The organism is Paenibacillus sp. MZ04-78.2, from assembly GCF_024213375.1.
GTDB lineage: Bacteria > Bacillota > Bacilli > Paenibacillales > NBRC-103111 > Paenibacillus_G.
In genome coordinates, this window is record NZ_JANAVJ010000045.1 from 1 (window position 1) to 14,486 (window position 14,486).

13 protein-coding genes and 1 pseudogene are annotated in these 14,486 nt (G+C 53.9%); 7 read left to right on the forward strand and 7 right to left on the reverse strand.

The annotated features are described in order from the left end of the window. Positions 1-102: 102 nt before the first annotated feature. Positions 103-1,371: a Glu/Leu/Phe/Val family dehydrogenase gene (locus NLX71_RS22460; RefSeq protein ID WP_254365985.1), complete on the reverse strand. Its 1,269-nt coding sequence runs from the start codon at positions 1,369-1,371 to the stop codon at positions 103-105. Positions 1,372-1,568: 197 nt separating this feature from the next. Here NLX71_RS22460 and NLX71_RS22465 point away from each other — a divergent pair, with 197 nt between their 5' ends. Then, the gene (locus NLX71_RS22465) at positions 1,569-3,224 is read left to right on the forward strand and encodes a PucR family transcriptional regulator (RefSeq protein WP_254365986.1); all 1,656 of its coding nucleotides are present in this window, start codon (positions 1,569-1,571) and stop codon (positions 3,222-3,224) included. Here the strand turns inward: NLX71_RS22465 and NLX71_RS22470 are convergent. The 3 genes and pseudogenes from NLX71_RS22470 to NLX71_RS22480 all read right to left on the reverse strand — a co-directional run. Then, positions 3,191-3,496, reverse strand: a pseudogene (locus NLX71_RS22470) (amino acid ABC transporter permease); the annotation flags it as partial. The gene NLX71_RS22465 and the pseudogene NLX71_RS22470 sit on opposite strands and share 34 nt — an antisense overlap. 257 nt (positions 3,497-3,753) lie before the next feature. Further along, entirely contained in the window at positions 3,754-5,388 is a 1,635-nt protein-coding gene (locus NLX71_RS22475; RefSeq protein ID WP_254365987.1) for a response regulator transcription factor, read from the reverse strand. Next, positions 5,385-5,792 (reverse strand): sensor histidine kinase, encoded by a 408-nt coding sequence (locus NLX71_RS22480; RefSeq protein WP_254365988.1) that lies wholly within the window; start codon positions 5,790-5,792, stop codon positions 5,385-5,387. Before NLX71_RS22480 ends, NLX71_RS22475 begins: the two co-directional genes overlap by 4 nt. 39 nt (positions 5,793-5,831) lie before the next feature. Between NLX71_RS22480 and NLX71_RS22485 the strand changes: the two genes are divergently transcribed. Beyond that, positions 5,832-6,200 (forward strand): PDC sensor domain-containing protein, encoded by a 369-nt coding sequence (locus NLX71_RS22485; RefSeq protein WP_254365989.1) that lies wholly within the window; start codon positions 5,832-5,834, stop codon positions 6,198-6,200. Here NLX71_RS22485 and NLX71_RS22490 read toward each other — a convergent pair. Together NLX71_RS22490 and NLX71_RS22495 are read right to left on the reverse strand one after the other, a co-directional pair. After that, on the reverse strand, positions 6,172-6,801 hold the full coding sequence (locus NLX71_RS22490; RefSeq protein ID WP_254365990.1) for a sensor histidine kinase: 630 nt from the start codon (positions 6,799-6,801) through the stop codon (positions 6,172-6,174). The two genes, NLX71_RS22485 and NLX71_RS22490, sit on opposite strands and share 29 nt — an antisense overlap. Further along, positions 6,798-7,145, reverse strand: coding sequence for a hypothetical protein (locus tag NLX71_RS22495; RefSeq protein WP_254365991.1), 348 nt, complete (start codon positions 7,143-7,145; stop codon positions 6,798-6,800). The genes NLX71_RS22490 and NLX71_RS22495 overlap by 4 nt, the downstream gene beginning before the upstream one ends. Positions 7,146-7,315: 170 nt before the next feature. Between NLX71_RS22495 and NLX71_RS22500 the strand changes: the two genes are divergently transcribed. From NLX71_RS22500 to NLX71_RS22520, 5 genes are all read left to right on the forward strand, one after another. After that, positions 7,316-8,197 (forward strand): carbohydrate ABC transporter permease, encoded by an 882-nt coding sequence (locus NLX71_RS22500; RefSeq protein WP_254365992.1) that lies wholly within the window; start codon positions 7,316-7,318, stop codon positions 8,195-8,197. Then, entirely contained in the window at positions 8,197-9,030 is an 834-nt protein-coding gene (locus NLX71_RS22505; protein WP_254365993.1) for a carbohydrate ABC transporter permease, read from the forward strand. The genes NLX71_RS22500 and NLX71_RS22505 overlap by 1 nt, the downstream gene beginning before the upstream one ends. A gap of 118 nt (positions 9,031-9,148) precedes the next feature. Beyond that, positions 9,149-10,441: an ABC transporter substrate-binding protein gene (locus tag NLX71_RS22510; RefSeq protein WP_254365994.1), complete on the forward strand. Its 1,293-nt coding sequence runs from the start codon at positions 9,149-9,151 to the stop codon at positions 10,439-10,441. Between the two features lie 30 nt (positions 10,442-10,471). Then, entirely contained in the window at positions 10,472-11,302 is an 831-nt protein-coding gene (locus NLX71_RS22515; protein WP_254365995.1) for a sugar phosphate isomerase/epimerase family protein, read from the forward strand. A gap of 32 nt (positions 11,303-11,334) precedes the next feature. After that, positions 11,335-12,438: a Gfo/Idh/MocA family protein gene (locus NLX71_RS22520; RefSeq protein ID WP_254365996.1), complete on the forward strand. Its 1,104-nt coding sequence runs from the start codon at positions 11,335-11,337 to the stop codon at positions 12,436-12,438. Positions 12,439-12,643: 205 nt separating this feature from the next. Here the strand turns inward: NLX71_RS22520 and NLX71_RS22525 are convergent, their stop codons facing one another. Further along, entirely contained in the window at positions 12,644-13,759 is a 1,116-nt protein-coding gene (locus tag NLX71_RS22525; RefSeq protein WP_254365997.1) for a slipin family protein, read from the reverse strand. Positions 13,760-14,486: the final 727 nt, after the last annotated feature.

A 14,486-nucleotide genomic window follows, 5' to 3' on the forward strand; every position in this document is an offset into this window, starting at 1 on the left:
CTAGCTCTTAACTTAGCAGTCTGCACAAAACAGAAATGGCCTGCGTGCGTTAACTAGCTAAGAATCCCACGGCTTTATCCGTGTTGGAGGCTCAAGCTTGTGTTAAACCCAGCCTCTCCAGCGCATAGCTTCCACCACTTTGCGGAGACCTGCCATATAAGCGGCCAACCTCATGTCCACCTTGCTCTCCAGCACGATCTGATGGACCTCGCGAAAAGCTTTGACCAAAACGTGGTCCAGCTTCCGATAAACTTCCGCTTCGGACCAATAGCAGCCTTGGTTGCTTTGAACCCGCTCGAAGTATGAAGCGACAACGCCGCCTGCGCTTGCCAGCACATCGGGGACGAGCAGCACGCCTCGGGAGGCGAGAATTTCCGTGGCCTTCGCGGTCGTCGGTCCGTTCGCCGCCTCGACGACCATTTTCGCTTGAATGTCGGCTGCGTTCTGTTCCGTAAGTTGGTTTTCAGCGGCGGCCGGGATGAGAATGTCGCAAGCCTGCACAAGCAGCTCCCGATTGGAGATCGCGCTTGCGAACAGATGAGTGACCGCGCCGTACGCATCTCGTTTTTCCAGCAAATAATCCACATCCAGCCCGTCCGGGTGGTACAAAGCCCCGCCGGCGTCCGAAATCCCGACAATTTTCGCTCCAGCGTCGTGCAGAAACTTGGCCAGATAGCCTCCGGCATGGCCGAACCCTTGAACGATCACCTTCGCGCCGCCGATCTGCACACCCGCCTCCTTCGCCGCTTCGCGCAGCACCATCGTCACGCCTTTGAGCGTCGAAGCCCCCTCACCCGTCGAACCGCCCAGCACGAGCGGCTTGCCGGTAATAAAGCCGGGCGAATCGAATTCGCGGAGACGGCTGTACTCGTCCATTATCCAAGCCATCATTTGCGCATTCGTGTACATATCCGGGGCCAAAATATCCTTTGTCGGGCCAACGATCCGGCTGATCGCCCGGACATACCCGCGGCTCAGCCGCTCCAGCTCGGCGGCGGACAATGTGCGCGGATCGCACTCGATGCCTCCCATGCCCCCGCCGTACGGGAGGTCGGTCAGGCCGCATTGGATGCTCATCCGCATCGATAGAGCGGTCACTTCCTCCGGCGTCACCGCGGGATGAAACCGGATGCCGCCCTTGGTCGGCCCCACCACATCGTTATGCTGGGCCCTGTACCCGGTGAATACCCGGATGGAGCCGTCGTCCATGCGTATAGGAATACGAACCGTCATCAAGCGAAGGGGCCGCTTCAGCAGCTCGTAGAACGATTCTGCGCAGCCCATATGCTCCAGCGCCTTCTTGATGAGCTGCTGCGTTTGCTCCAAAACGTCAGGTTGTTCCGTATGCGGCGGTACCGTTTCGACTGCCATCGTTCCACCTCCGGCCTCGGCATTTTGGCTGCCATTACTTGTAGTTTATACCAGATAAAGCATTCGATCTATTCGACCGACGAATCCAAAATGAGCGCGCTTTTTTATACATCAGGTATAAATTCCAGATTGCCCGAAATTACGGGCCGTGATATAACTGACTCAAGCCAATCCGCACAGAAAAGGGGATCATTCCTATGGGAATTAGCATTCAAGAAGCGATTCAGCTTCCCGTCATGTCGCTGACGAAATTGGTCGCCGGATTCGACGGCATGAACAATATCATCAAATGGGTCACAATCGTCGAAGTCATCGAAGACATTGACCGGCTGCAAGAAGGCGAGTTCCTGATTACGACCGGCTTCGGCCTGATGGAAAGCGAAGAGAAACGGAACCAATTCCACAAGCTGCTGTCCAACAAAAAGCTGTCCGGCGTTGCGATGTACACCGGGTTTTACTTGCGCGAAATTCCCCAATCGTTCATCGACATTGCGAACCGCTCCGCCCTTCCGCTGCTGGAAATTCCGACGGATATCAACTTTTCGGTCATTACCAAGGCGATTCTGGAGCAGATCGTCAACAACCAGTTCCGCATGTTCGAGCATTCGATCAACATCCACAAGGAATTTACCCGTCTGGTCTTGGAAAACCAAGGCATCCAGGCGATCACCGAGACACTGTCTCGGCTAACGGATGGCAGCATCGTGCTGTTCGATGCGGATGCCTCCATCGTCTCGGACCGGATCGTTCATGACGCGGTCCGCCGGACCGGTCAGGATCGGCTCCTGCTCTTTTCCGAGCCGCTGCAGCCGCCTTTTGAACAGCAGCTTCTTCACTTAACCGATCATGAAAGCGAATACACGATATCGCTGTATCCGGTCATGGCGAATCAGACAAACTACGGCTGGATTACAGCCATCAAGGAGAAAGAACGCTGGAAAGACATCGACCAGATCGCGGTCGAGCATGCAGCCACCGTGTATGCGATCGAGTTCCTGCGGCATAAAGCGATTTTGGATACGGAAATCCGTTTTCAAGGCGAATTTCTCGATCAAGTGTTAAGCAAAAATGTTACCAATAAAGCCGAAGTGATCGAGCGCGGGAAAAAGCTGGGCTTCGATCCGAGCGGCAGTCAGGCCGTGCTGCACATCAAGGTGGAGAAGCTTCCGCCCGACCTCGAACGCCGTACGCTGGACGACATGTTGGATAGGCTGTATCTGGTCGTGAACCAGACGATGAGCAGGCATAACCGCCAGTTTCTGCTGCGCAACCGGTTGGACGGCTGCGTCGTCCTCATGGAAACGGGAAGCAAAGGCACGGCTCCCGAAGCCGCAGAGGAAGCTTCGCTTCTGGCCATACGGGACATCGCCGACAAATGGAGCGTGTTCTACCCCGAATACCCGCTGCGGATCGGCATCGGCAAAAGCTATACTGACCTTGCCGACTTAGCCAAAAGCGCGCAGGAAGCGCACCGGGCTCTCGTCTTCGCCAAGCTGCTGCACAAACCGAAGTCCGTCGTCCATTACGACGATCTGGGACTGTATCACTTCCTGATCCAAATGCAGGAGCTCGGCATAGATTTGCGGCAGTTTGCCGAGGAGCAGCTCGGGGCCTTGATGCAGAACAAGCGCCAGGGAGCCGACCTGCTTCAAACGCTGGAAACGTACCTGTACCATAACCAGAGCCTGCACGTGACCGCGGCCGAGCTGTTCATTCACCGCCATACGCTGAAATACCGGCTGAACCAGATCGAGAAGAAAACCCGGCGCAATCTTCAATCGTCAGAAGACCGCTTGAAGCTGGAGATCGCGATCATGGCCTACAAGCTGACCGTTTCTTCCGAAGAGCTGTAGCGGGCGCGCGACTTGGCGCTCGCTTCCCTGCTTTTCGCTTTCGCGTTAACATCGAATCTCGCTTCCAGCTTGCCCACCACAAACGTAAAGAGCATAACCAGCGCCAAGTAATATAGCCCCGCCACGACGTACGTCTCCAACTGTTTGAAGTTCGCAGCCGCTTCGCTTAACGCTGATCCCCACAAATCCGACACGCTGACATAAGCGACGAGCGACGATTCCTTCAGCCCCAGAATGAACTGGTTGCCGAGCGGAGGGATAGCGATTTTGAACAAATCATCCCCGATTTCGAGGGTCGAAAGCTGTGGAAACCTTTGGGAGGGAACAAAAATAAGCCCATCGCCTAGGAGCGGGCTTCAGAAACTCTCAAGTAAAAAATCTCAGAAAATAGAGGTGGGGTATATCCCGTAAGAGTTTACGTCCGCCTTTGAAACCCGTGAAAATACCGCTAATTCTAATCAAGTTCACGGGTTTCAAGAGCGGCCGGAGGGATATACCCCACCGGCGTATGCTGAGAATTTTATACACGTCAACCAAGCTCCTTCATTGCTTGCTTCCGGAACTCGTTCGGCGTCATCTGCTCCTGTCTCTTGAAGACGCGGCTGAAATACTTTTCGTCATGGTACCCAACCATTTGCGCGATCTGAGCGACCTTGAGGTAGGGGCTGATGAGCAGCAGCTTCGCTTTCTCCACCCGAATCCGGTTCACGAAATCGATCATCGTTTCCTGAAATTCCATTCGGAACTTGCGGGAAATGTATTCGCGGTTTAAATGAAACTGTGCGGAGATGTCCTGCAACGTAATGTCCTGGGTATAGTGCGTCTCGATGTAACGGGCGATTTCGCGCATCGGGTTGCTGTTTACCGCCTGCATGGAAATTAAAATTTGCGACAGCTCGATCAGCCGATCCGTCATCGTCTGCTGCAGCTGCGACAAAGAAAGCCTCCCGTCCTCGTCGAGCGGAACGATAAATGGACCGTTCTCCTGAGGCCATCGCGGCGATTCATGGCTTGCTTGGAAAAATTCTTCCACCCATCCGGCCCTCGCTACGTTGAATTCATCCCACCACATTTTCAACTGCTCCATCGTAATCGCAGGCATGGCGCGAATGTCTTGAAACCATTCGCCGACCGTATGCCGGATTTGCTCGTGATTTCCGCTTCTGACCGCCAGCCGGGTCTTCTCTTCATATTTGCCGAAGCGCACCGAACCGATACGCGGCGCCGCCGGTGACGGACGATATTCGTGGATACGCGCAGCGAAGTCGAGCAGGTTCCGCCCGTTTAACGCTTCCAGCGCCTGCGTGTACGCTTGGCCAAGGCCTTCCGGGAAGGCGCATGCCGCGCTGATGCCGAAATCGACCGCCCCTTTCAGCGTCCGATCGAGACCGTCCGAAATTTTCCGCAGCCATCTTGCGGCCGAGCCGGGCTCGTCCCAGAGCAGCAGGACGATTTCGTAAGGCTTGTTCCAATTGCGGAAAGCCGTACCTTGGCCCGACGTTTGCACAAAATCGTTGCAAATATTCAGCACGGAAAAGAAAAGCAAGTCCACGCTGGCCTTGTACTTGTCCCGGATCGGACGCTGCATCGTATTCAGGTCAAGAATGGCGACACGGCAGGAACGTACATCCGCAAGCACGGGAAATTCGCGAAGATACGATTCCCCAGGCAGCGGCGCGCTGCCCGAAGCGGCGTCGGTCAATAACCGGGACAGCAGCTTGTCGCGGTACATCGGCTTTAGCTGGTTGACTTCCTTGTTCTTTTCATGGAACTGAAGCTTGGCCCGGTTGGCTTCGTTCCAACTGGTAACTGCTTTGCCGACCGCTTCCTGCAGATGACTGCGGTCGATCGGCTTCAGCAAATAGTCGGTGCCTCCGTACTTGACGGTGTGGCGCACAAATTCGAAGTCATTGAAGCCGCTGACGACAATCTTTTTGCAGTCCGCCGCATGAATTTCCATCCATTCCATTAGCTCAAGGCCCGATTTCACAGGCATCATAATGTCTGTAATGACCAACTGGGGCCGCTGCTCCCGGATCAGCTCCACCGCCTCCGTGCCGTCCTCCGCTTCCAGCACCGTGTGAAAGCCGAAGGCTTCCCAATCGATCAGCTTGCGGACGGTTTTGCGGACATGCTTCTCATCATCGACGAGCAACACTTTCATAGCGCAGTCACCTCTTGATGTGTAGTGGGTACCGTCATCGTGATTTTCAGACCTTGTGGCTCGTTCAATTCAAGCTGTAGGCTGGCCTCCTCTCCGTAGTAGAGGCGAAGCCGGAACATGACGTTCGTAAGCCCAATCCGGTCTCCGCTGTCGGACGGCTCGGGTTTTGTACCGGACAAATTGCTGTTCAAGGCGACAAGCCGCTCCTCGGAAATGCCCGTTCCGTTGTCTTCTACGACAACGTGCAGCTTCCCGTCAAGCAATGCCGTGCCGATTTTCAATACGCCCGTCTGATGCGCCTTATGAAATCCGTGTTTAAAATAGTTTTCCACTAGCGGCTGAATGATCATTTTCGGAATCGGAACCAAACCGGCCGCTTCGTCCAACGCGTACTCGATCTTCAAAGATTATGCGTTCAATTGTACGATGCGGCTCACGAGGACATGTACATTTTGGACAGCGACGGGACGGCGATCTATGCATCGGACGAATCGGAAATCGGCAAGAAGCTGGAGCAATCCTGGGTCCGGCGCATGCTGGGCGATGACTCGACCGCAGGCAGTATGGAAAAAGACGTATCCGGGTACGACGGCATCATTTTATTCGATAAAATCAAGCAGCCTTACTTGGATTGGACGGCCGCTGGCAGACCTGAACATCGCCCCCTATGCCGCGAAAACAATTCCGACGCATTGGAGCAACGACTACGGCCTTCAGCAATTTCCGCAAACGAAGCCGGAGCTTGTTTTTTCCATCTACCGCCCTTTGTTTCGGGTGCCGACCTCAGAGCAGATCGGCTTGCTGGGGATTGACGTTCAGGTGGACGCCCTGCGCAGAATGCTCGACATAAGCGAGCTCCTGCGATAAGGGCACGATCGTATCTTTCGTATTCATGCTGTAGTGCATCATGCGGCCCAAGGATGAGACCAGCTCGTACACCTCGGGCGCATCGTTATCCAGCGCGGAAGCGCCGATGGACTGCAGCGCATTGTTGATGAAATGCGGATTGACCTGCGCCTGAAGCATTTTGAGCTGCGTCGTCTTGTTGGCGAGCTTCAGCTTATATTCGCGGAAAATGAGATCGTTGATCGTCTCCATCATCGTGCGGAACTTTTTGGCGAGAATACCGAATTCGTCATTGCGAACGATCTCAATCCGTTCCTCCAGCTGGCCCGATTGAATTTTGCTCATGCTTCGGATCAGCTGCTTGATCGGATGCGTGAACCGGATCGATACATACAAGACAGCCGCGGTCGCGACGGATAAGGACAATACGGCGATGACGGTATTAATCATGGTCAGCGTGCGGGCATGCCCGTACAAATAATCTCCCGGTATTCGCTTCACAGCTTTCGCTTGTCCCCGCAGGAAATTGTCCTTGTTCATTAAGAACGAGTCTTGTCCGTTATTCAAATACAAATACACTTGATAAATATTGTTCGTTGCTTTGGAAACGGCTGCAGCGCGGTGTATACGTAAGATTGATCCGCAGGGTCGGCTACGCCGTTGGATAGAATGCCGTCCAGCTTTTTGTTGGAGTACAGAATAAGCGAAGCGTTGTTGACGGCGCCAAGGAAATTGGAGAGGTTCGATTTCCCTTCGGACAGCAGCCGCGTATTTTCCATGATGGTCCGTTCCTTCACGGATTCTTTGGTATAAAAGTAGGTGACGACGATCGACGCGGACGTAGGAATCACAATCGAAATCAGCATCAGAGCGATCAGCTTGTACCGTACGCTAGTAAGCAGCAGACGCATTGTCGTTCCGCCTTTCTCATCCCGCTTTTCATGTTGTCAGCGCTTTCATTCTAACACCGCAGAGTCAAAATCGTCCACCTATCTTCTCAAATTCCTGAGTGGGAATGATTAGGCTCCGCCGATACAATAAAGTTACTTTCAACACATCCTAGACTAGGGAGGAACCTGTTATGAAAAGATTGCTGACCTCGCAAGCGGTGCAGCAGACAGTCTTCGTCGGGCCTGCGCTGCTCGTTTATGCCATTGTCATGGTGCTGCCATTCCTGCTTGGCCTTTATTATTCGTTCTCCAACTGGAACGGTGTGTCCAGTCAGATTGACTGGGTCGGCTTGCAAAACTACCGAACGATTATTACCGACGATCCGGATTTCGGCCGTGCGTTTTGGTTTACCGCCCGTTTCACCGTGGCTGTCGTCCTCATCAGCAATGGGCTCGGTTTCCTCATCGCCTATTTGCTGTCAAAGCCGCTGAAAACCCGCAATCTGCTGCGGACGATCTTCTTCATGCCGAACGTGCTCGGCGGCTTGCTGCTAGGCTTTATTTGGCAGTTCATCTTCACGCAAAGCTTTGCTTCGATGGGACGGGCAACCGGGCTTGGTTTTTTCAATTTATCCTGGCTGGGGACGGAGGCGACAGCATTCTGGGCGCTGGTGATTGTTAGCGTCTGGCAGGGGGCCGGGTATCTGATGGTCATCTACATCGCGGGACTGACGAACGTGCCGAAGGATATGCTGGAAGCCGCCGCGATCGACGGGGCGACAAGCCTGCAAGCCTTGCGTCATATCGTACTGCCACTCATTATGCCGGCCGTTACCGTCTGTTTGTTCCTCAGCATCTCGTGGGCCTTTAAATCGTTCGACCTTAACTTTTCGTTGACTCAGGGCGGACCGTACAAATCCACCGAATCGATCGCCATGAACATTTATTTCGAAGCGTTCAAAAACAACCGCTACGGATTGGGGACGGCCAAGGCATTTGTCTTTTTTGTCGTCGTCACCGTCATTACGATGATTCAGGTCACGATGACGAAGAAAAAGGAGGTCGAGATGTAATGAAAGCCGAATCGTACGGACCGAAGTGGTTCACCGCCGAATTGATCATCCTGCTCGCAGCGCTATTGTTCCTCTCCCCTTTTTATTTTGTGCTTGCGAATTCGTTTAAAAGCTTTGCAGAGCTGTTGACGGACACCTCCGGGCTGCCGAAAAGCCTCAACTGGCACAACTACGAGCGTGCCTGGGAAGTGTTGAAATTTCCCCGCGCCTTGCGCAATTCGATGCTGATCACGGTGTTCAGCGATCTGTGCATAATCGTCGTCTCTTCCATGGCCGCTTACCGTTTGCTGCGCCGTCCGACCAAGGCGAACCGGATTTTGTTCTCCCTGTTCATCGCCGCGATGGTCGTGCCGTTTCAAGCGGTGATGATTCCGCTCGTGAAGGTCGGCAACTGGCTGCATTTTTTGAATAGTTTGCCTGGGATTGTTTTATGCTACACAGGACTCGGCGTTTCGTTCGCGATTTTCCTCTACCACGGATTTATGAAATCGATCCCGCTCGAAATCGAAGAAGCGGCCGTGATGGACGGCTGCACGCCTTACGGCATTTTTTGGCGGATCGTCTTCCCGCTGCTGAAGCCGATGACCATTACCGTCGTCGTCCTGCAGAGCTTATGGATGTGGAACGATTTTCTGCTGCCGCTGCTTATTTTGCAAAAGCAGGAGCTCCAGACGATTCAATTGGCGACCAACTCGCTGTTCGGCCAATTCATGAAGCAGTGGGATTTGGCGCTTGCGGCCCTCGTGATGGGCATCGTCCCGATTCTCGTTTTCTTCCTCGTTTTGCAGCGGCATATTATTCAAGGCATTACCGCGGGCGCGGTCAAGGGATAGCAAAGAACGCAAATTTGTCCACCTAAACAGTCAATGCGATGAGTGTCGAAGCCGTGGAATCTGCCCTAAAATGGGCTCATGTAGCACTACAACATTGATGAAGGGGGAGGCAGACAGGATGAAAAAGTGGCTATCGGTTTTAGGTATCGCAGCGCTGACAGGCTCCGTATTGAGCGGCTGCGGCGGCAAAGAAGAGGCGGGGAACGAGGCGGCGAAAGGGCAAGAGAAACCGACAGGCGTCGTAACGGTGAAAATTTTGAATTTCAAGGTGGAAATTGCCGAGCAATTCAACAAGCTGAAAGACGAATACGAAAAAACGCACCCCGGCGTCAAGCTGCAAATCGATACGCTGCTGGGCGGCGACGATTATGCGACGCAGTTAAAAGCGCGGTTCGCTTCCGGCGAGATGCCGGATATTTTCAACAACGAGGGCTACCAGCAGATGGACGCGTGGGTCGAATACTTGGAAGACCTCTCCGACCAGCCTTGGGTGAAGGACGAGATCCCGCTTGCCAAAGAGCCGACGACCCGGAACGGCAAAGTGTACGGCATGCCCGTCGGGCTGGAAGGAATCGGATTGCTGGTGAACAAGGACATGTTCGCGAAAGCGGGCATTACCGAGACTCCGAAGACATTGACTCAACTGGAAGAGGCATCCAAAAAACTTCAAGCCACCGGCAATCAGCCGTTCGTCAACCAATTCGACAACTGGTTTCCGCTCGGCTTCCACAGCGCGAATAACGCGTTTGCCAAGCAGCCGGACCCGAATGCGTTTATTAAAGGACTGAACGATGGCTCAGCCAAAATTGCCGGGAACGCCGTCTTCAAAGATTGGACGCATCTGCTCGACGTCATGATCAAATACGGCAACAAAAACAGTCTGACAACCGATTATAACAGCGCTTCCACGCAATTCGCGACCGGCAAAGCGGCGATGAATCAGGGCGGGAACTGGCTCCAGCCCGTTATCGACAAGCTCAATCCGGGCATGAATGTCGGCATCATCCCGATGCCGATCAACGACGATCCGGCGATGAACGATAAATTGTTCGTCGGTCCGGCCAACAACTGGGTCATCTACAATAAATCCCCGGTCAAGAAGGAAGCGAAGGAGTTTTTGAACTGGCTCGTCTCCTCCGAATCCGGACAGAAATATTTGACCAAAGAGTTCAAATTCATCCCGGCGTTCTCGAACATCAAGACGAACCCAACCGATCTTGGTAGCATCGGCGCAGAAGTGCTGCAATATATCGAGCAAGGCAAAGTTCTCGGCTGGCACTGGGCGAAATATCCGGACGGAGCCGCGCAGGAATTCGGGGCGTCGATGCAGAGATATATCGCGGGCAAAATCAACGGCGATCAAATGCTAGGCGAGTTCCAGGCCGCCTGGGACAAAATGAAAAAGAAATAATTCAACCATCATTCAGGAGGGTGTAAAATCATGAGCTTACAATTCGGACTTCAACTTTACTCCGTGAGAGACGAACTGGAAAAGGATTATTGGGGCACGCTGGAGAAGCTGGCGGAAATCGGCTATCGCAACCTGGAAATCGCCAATCACAATGCGGAGGACGGTCTGGAGCCGAACGCCACGGAGCTGCGCAAACGGTTGGACGCGCTGGGCATGAAGGTCGTTTCCAGCCACATCAGCCCGCTCGACCGGTACGAAGAGATCATCGCTTATAATCAAGAGCTCAGCTGTACCGCCATCGCCTTGAGCATCGCCTTCTTCAAAAACAAGCAGGAAGTGCTTGAGTGCTGCCAGCTGCTAAACCGGCATGGCGAAGCCTACAAAAAGGGTGGATTGGATTTTTATTATCATAACCATTTTCAGGAATTCCAACAATTCGACGGACAATACGTGCTCGACATTATTCTTGAAAACACGGACAAGGATCTCGTCAAAATCGAATTCGACACGTACTGGGCCATCCGAGGCGGCGTCGATCCGATTGCCTACCTGCAAAAGCTTGGAGACCGCTGCGACCTGGTCCATCAGAAAGATTTGCCGGCCAGCGCCAGCCCGGTTAATTTGCTGAAAGTTCTCGGCGAAGATTCAGACATCTCCTTCGAGCGGTTCCTTACGCTGCACCAAGCCGATCAATTTGCGGAAGTCGGCGAAGGCACGCTGAACATCGAAGAAATCCTGAACACGGTGAAACAGATCGGCGCAGCGAAATACGTTTTCGTCGAGCAGGATTTGACGACCCGCAATCAATTGGAGAGCGTCGCCATCAGCTACCGGAACATCTCCAAGTTGTTCAAGGCGTAAGGCCCAAGATTCGAGGTTCGGGAGGAATCAGCGTGAGAAAAGTAAAAGTAGGCATGATCGGCTCCGGTAACATTAGCCCGATTTATTTTGAAGCAGGGAAAAAGTTCGATATTCTGGATATCGTCGCATGCTCTGACCTGGACTTGGACAGGGCGAGAGCAAGAGCGGAACAATTCGGCGTTCCGAAAGCCTGCACGGTTGACGAGCTGCTTGCCGACCCGGAGATCGAAATCGTAATCAACCTGACGATTCCAGCCGCGCATGCGGAGATTCATCTTCGGGCGCTCGAAGCGGGAAAACATACGTACGGGGAAAAGCCGCTCGCGATCCGCTTGGAAGACGGTCAAGCCATACTGGCTGCGGCTAAACGGAAAAATCGGCTGGTCGGTTCGGCGCCCGATACGTTCCTGGGCGGGGGCATTCAAACCTGCCGCAAGCTGATCGATGACGGCTGGATCGGCAAGCCGATCGCGGCCACGGCCTTTATGATGGGCTCCGGGCCCGAAAGCTGGCATCCGAATCCGGGATTTCTATACCAAGTCGGCGCGGGGCCGATGTTCGACATGGGACCTTATTATTTAACGGCGCTCATTCACCTCATCGGTCCGGTCCGCCGCGTATCCGGTTCGGCGCAAACGACCTATCCGGAAAGAACGATTACGAACGACATCGACTACGGCAAAAAAATTCCGGTCGAGGTCCCGACGCATATTGCGGGAACACTCGATTTCGAGAATGGCGCGGTAGGCACGATCATTACGAGCGTAGATATCTGGGGGACGAAGCTGCCGCACATCGAGATTTACGGCTCGACCGGCACACTGATAGTCCCGGACCCCAATACGTTCGGCGGTCCGGTCTATATCAAACGGCATAATCAAACGGATTTTATGGAAATCCCGTTGACGCACGGGTTCACGGAAAACAGCCGGGGGCTGGGCGTCATGGATATGGCTTATGCGTTGATTAACGGAAGAGATCACCGCGCCAACGGCGATCTGGCCTATCATGTGCTGGAATTGATGCACGGCTTCCACTTGTCCTCCGAAAGGGGCGAGCATTACCATGTCGCAAGCAGCTGTAAGCAACCGGCTGCATTGCCGACCGATCTGCCGAAAAATGCGCTGAACGGCTGAGCTTCCTGCTTGGCTCGTGCAGCTGGGTACCGATTTTGCCGGCTTGGCTCGCCTTTGCCAAACCGATCTCGGTATTGCAATGGAGGGGGGCGGCTGCAAAACAAAATCCGGCAGGGCTTGGCAGCTAAGGCCTTCCTGCCGGATTGTTTCATTGCTCCGACATTATATGAGGGCCGCCGAGGCGACCCGCTGATAAACCTATCGATTATGCTTTTTCTGCGCTCTTGTCCCCCAGCAGCGAATTCAGCTGTTCCAGCAGGTTGCCGCCGCCGGTGAGCGAGATCGTGCCGATCTTCTCGCAGATTTTCTCCAGGAACTCCAGCTCCTTCAACCGATACAGCGTCTGGTTCTCGTCCATCAGCTTCGCGGTATTGAGCAGGCTGCGCGTCGATGCCGTTTCCTCGCGGCGGGTGATCAGGTTGGCTTGAGCCTTCTTCTCGGCAAGGAGCACCGTGTTCAAGATGTCCTTGATATCGCCGGGCAGGATAATATCCTTCAAGCCGGCCGATACGAAGGCGACACCGTAATCCTGGCTCTTCTCGTTCAACCGGGACAACACAAACGCCGCGATTTCCTGCTTCATTTTCAGCAGATCGTCCAGCTTCAAGGTACCAATGTACTCGCGCAAAATGAGCTGCAACTGGATATACATCTGATCCTCGAACGATTTGATCTCCAGAGCGCGCAGAGGGTTCACGATTTTGTACTGGCAGACGAAATTGAGCCGCAAGGTCACTTTGTCCTCGGTCATCATCTCCTGTCCGGTCATGTCCATTTGCTGCTGGCGCAGGTCAACGGTCTTCACGGTGACGGCAGTAGGCCCTTTCCAGAAATAATATTTGCCGGGCTTGAGCTCTTTTTGCATCACATGGTTATAGAACAGCATACCCGATTCATAGCTGTTCACCTCGAACGTCTGGCAATACCCCATCAGCTTGGGCCGGACCGCCAGATCGACCTCCGCAGGCAGCTCAGGCTGGCGAATATCCACCCGGACATAGGCGTGCTTCTTCAGCATGTTCCAGAACACATATCTTCCGGCCGTCAGCAGTGCGGCGAATTTGCCGTCCTCGTAATGCAGCACATATTCGTGGTCCTGCACTTCGATGACATCCAGCTCCCGCAAGAGCTGGTCATCGTGCAGGAACAGTTGCAAGTCTTTCCCCTCCACCGCAAAAGGCTTCGTAATATCCAGAATCACGACCGTCTCGTCGGAAAAAGGCGAGAGGCGGTACGTGCCGGGCTGCAAATATTTATCGTAGCTTCCTTTACGGAACAGCAAGCCACGCTCGTCGGTTTGAATCGTTACCTTTTTAAACATGGTAAATCCTCCTTCAACAGCTCATCGCTAAGCTGCCTTTCATGGGTTGGTGACCTGCGAAAGGAACCCTCCTGCGCCCCTGACGGAATCCCGCTTAAGAACGAAGGAGCCGGAGCTTCCGGCCTCGAAGCTGACGAACTTCGGATCGGCTCCATTGCAGCCGTTCTCCCGTTCGCTTTCTCCTTAGCGGTCGCGCCGGTTTCTCCGTCCGGTATCCGCGGATTGCAAAGCCCGGACGCAGTGTACTGTGGAAGCCACTGAGGATTCCTTTTAAGGTCACAGCATGTCATTTTCGCTCGATTTTCATTCGAGTGCTCCCCACGGAGCGTAATCGTCCCACACGATTTGGGATTCGAACCCAAAATAAATGGCAGGTTTATGCCGGACCGGCCATACAGGATACCGGCGCATAGGATGCGCGGGCACTGCGGGACTGTAGGAAATCCCAGCCTTGGTACGCCTTCCGTACATCAACCTAAATGTATGATAGAGCGTCTCAGACGCGTATCACCGTTAGTTCCCCATTCCCACCCTCGCCGCTTTGTCTGAACCAGCACCGGGTCGTTACAATCACAAGAATTGGTACTCTTGTAAGATGTTCTGGGCTTCAATCGTTAATGCAGGAATCGAACCTGCGGACATGGCCCCTCACATCCACCAAGGAGTCCAACTTGCCCAGTTGGCGGGTGGTGCTCGCCTTCAGACAAAAGGCTACCAACTAACTCGG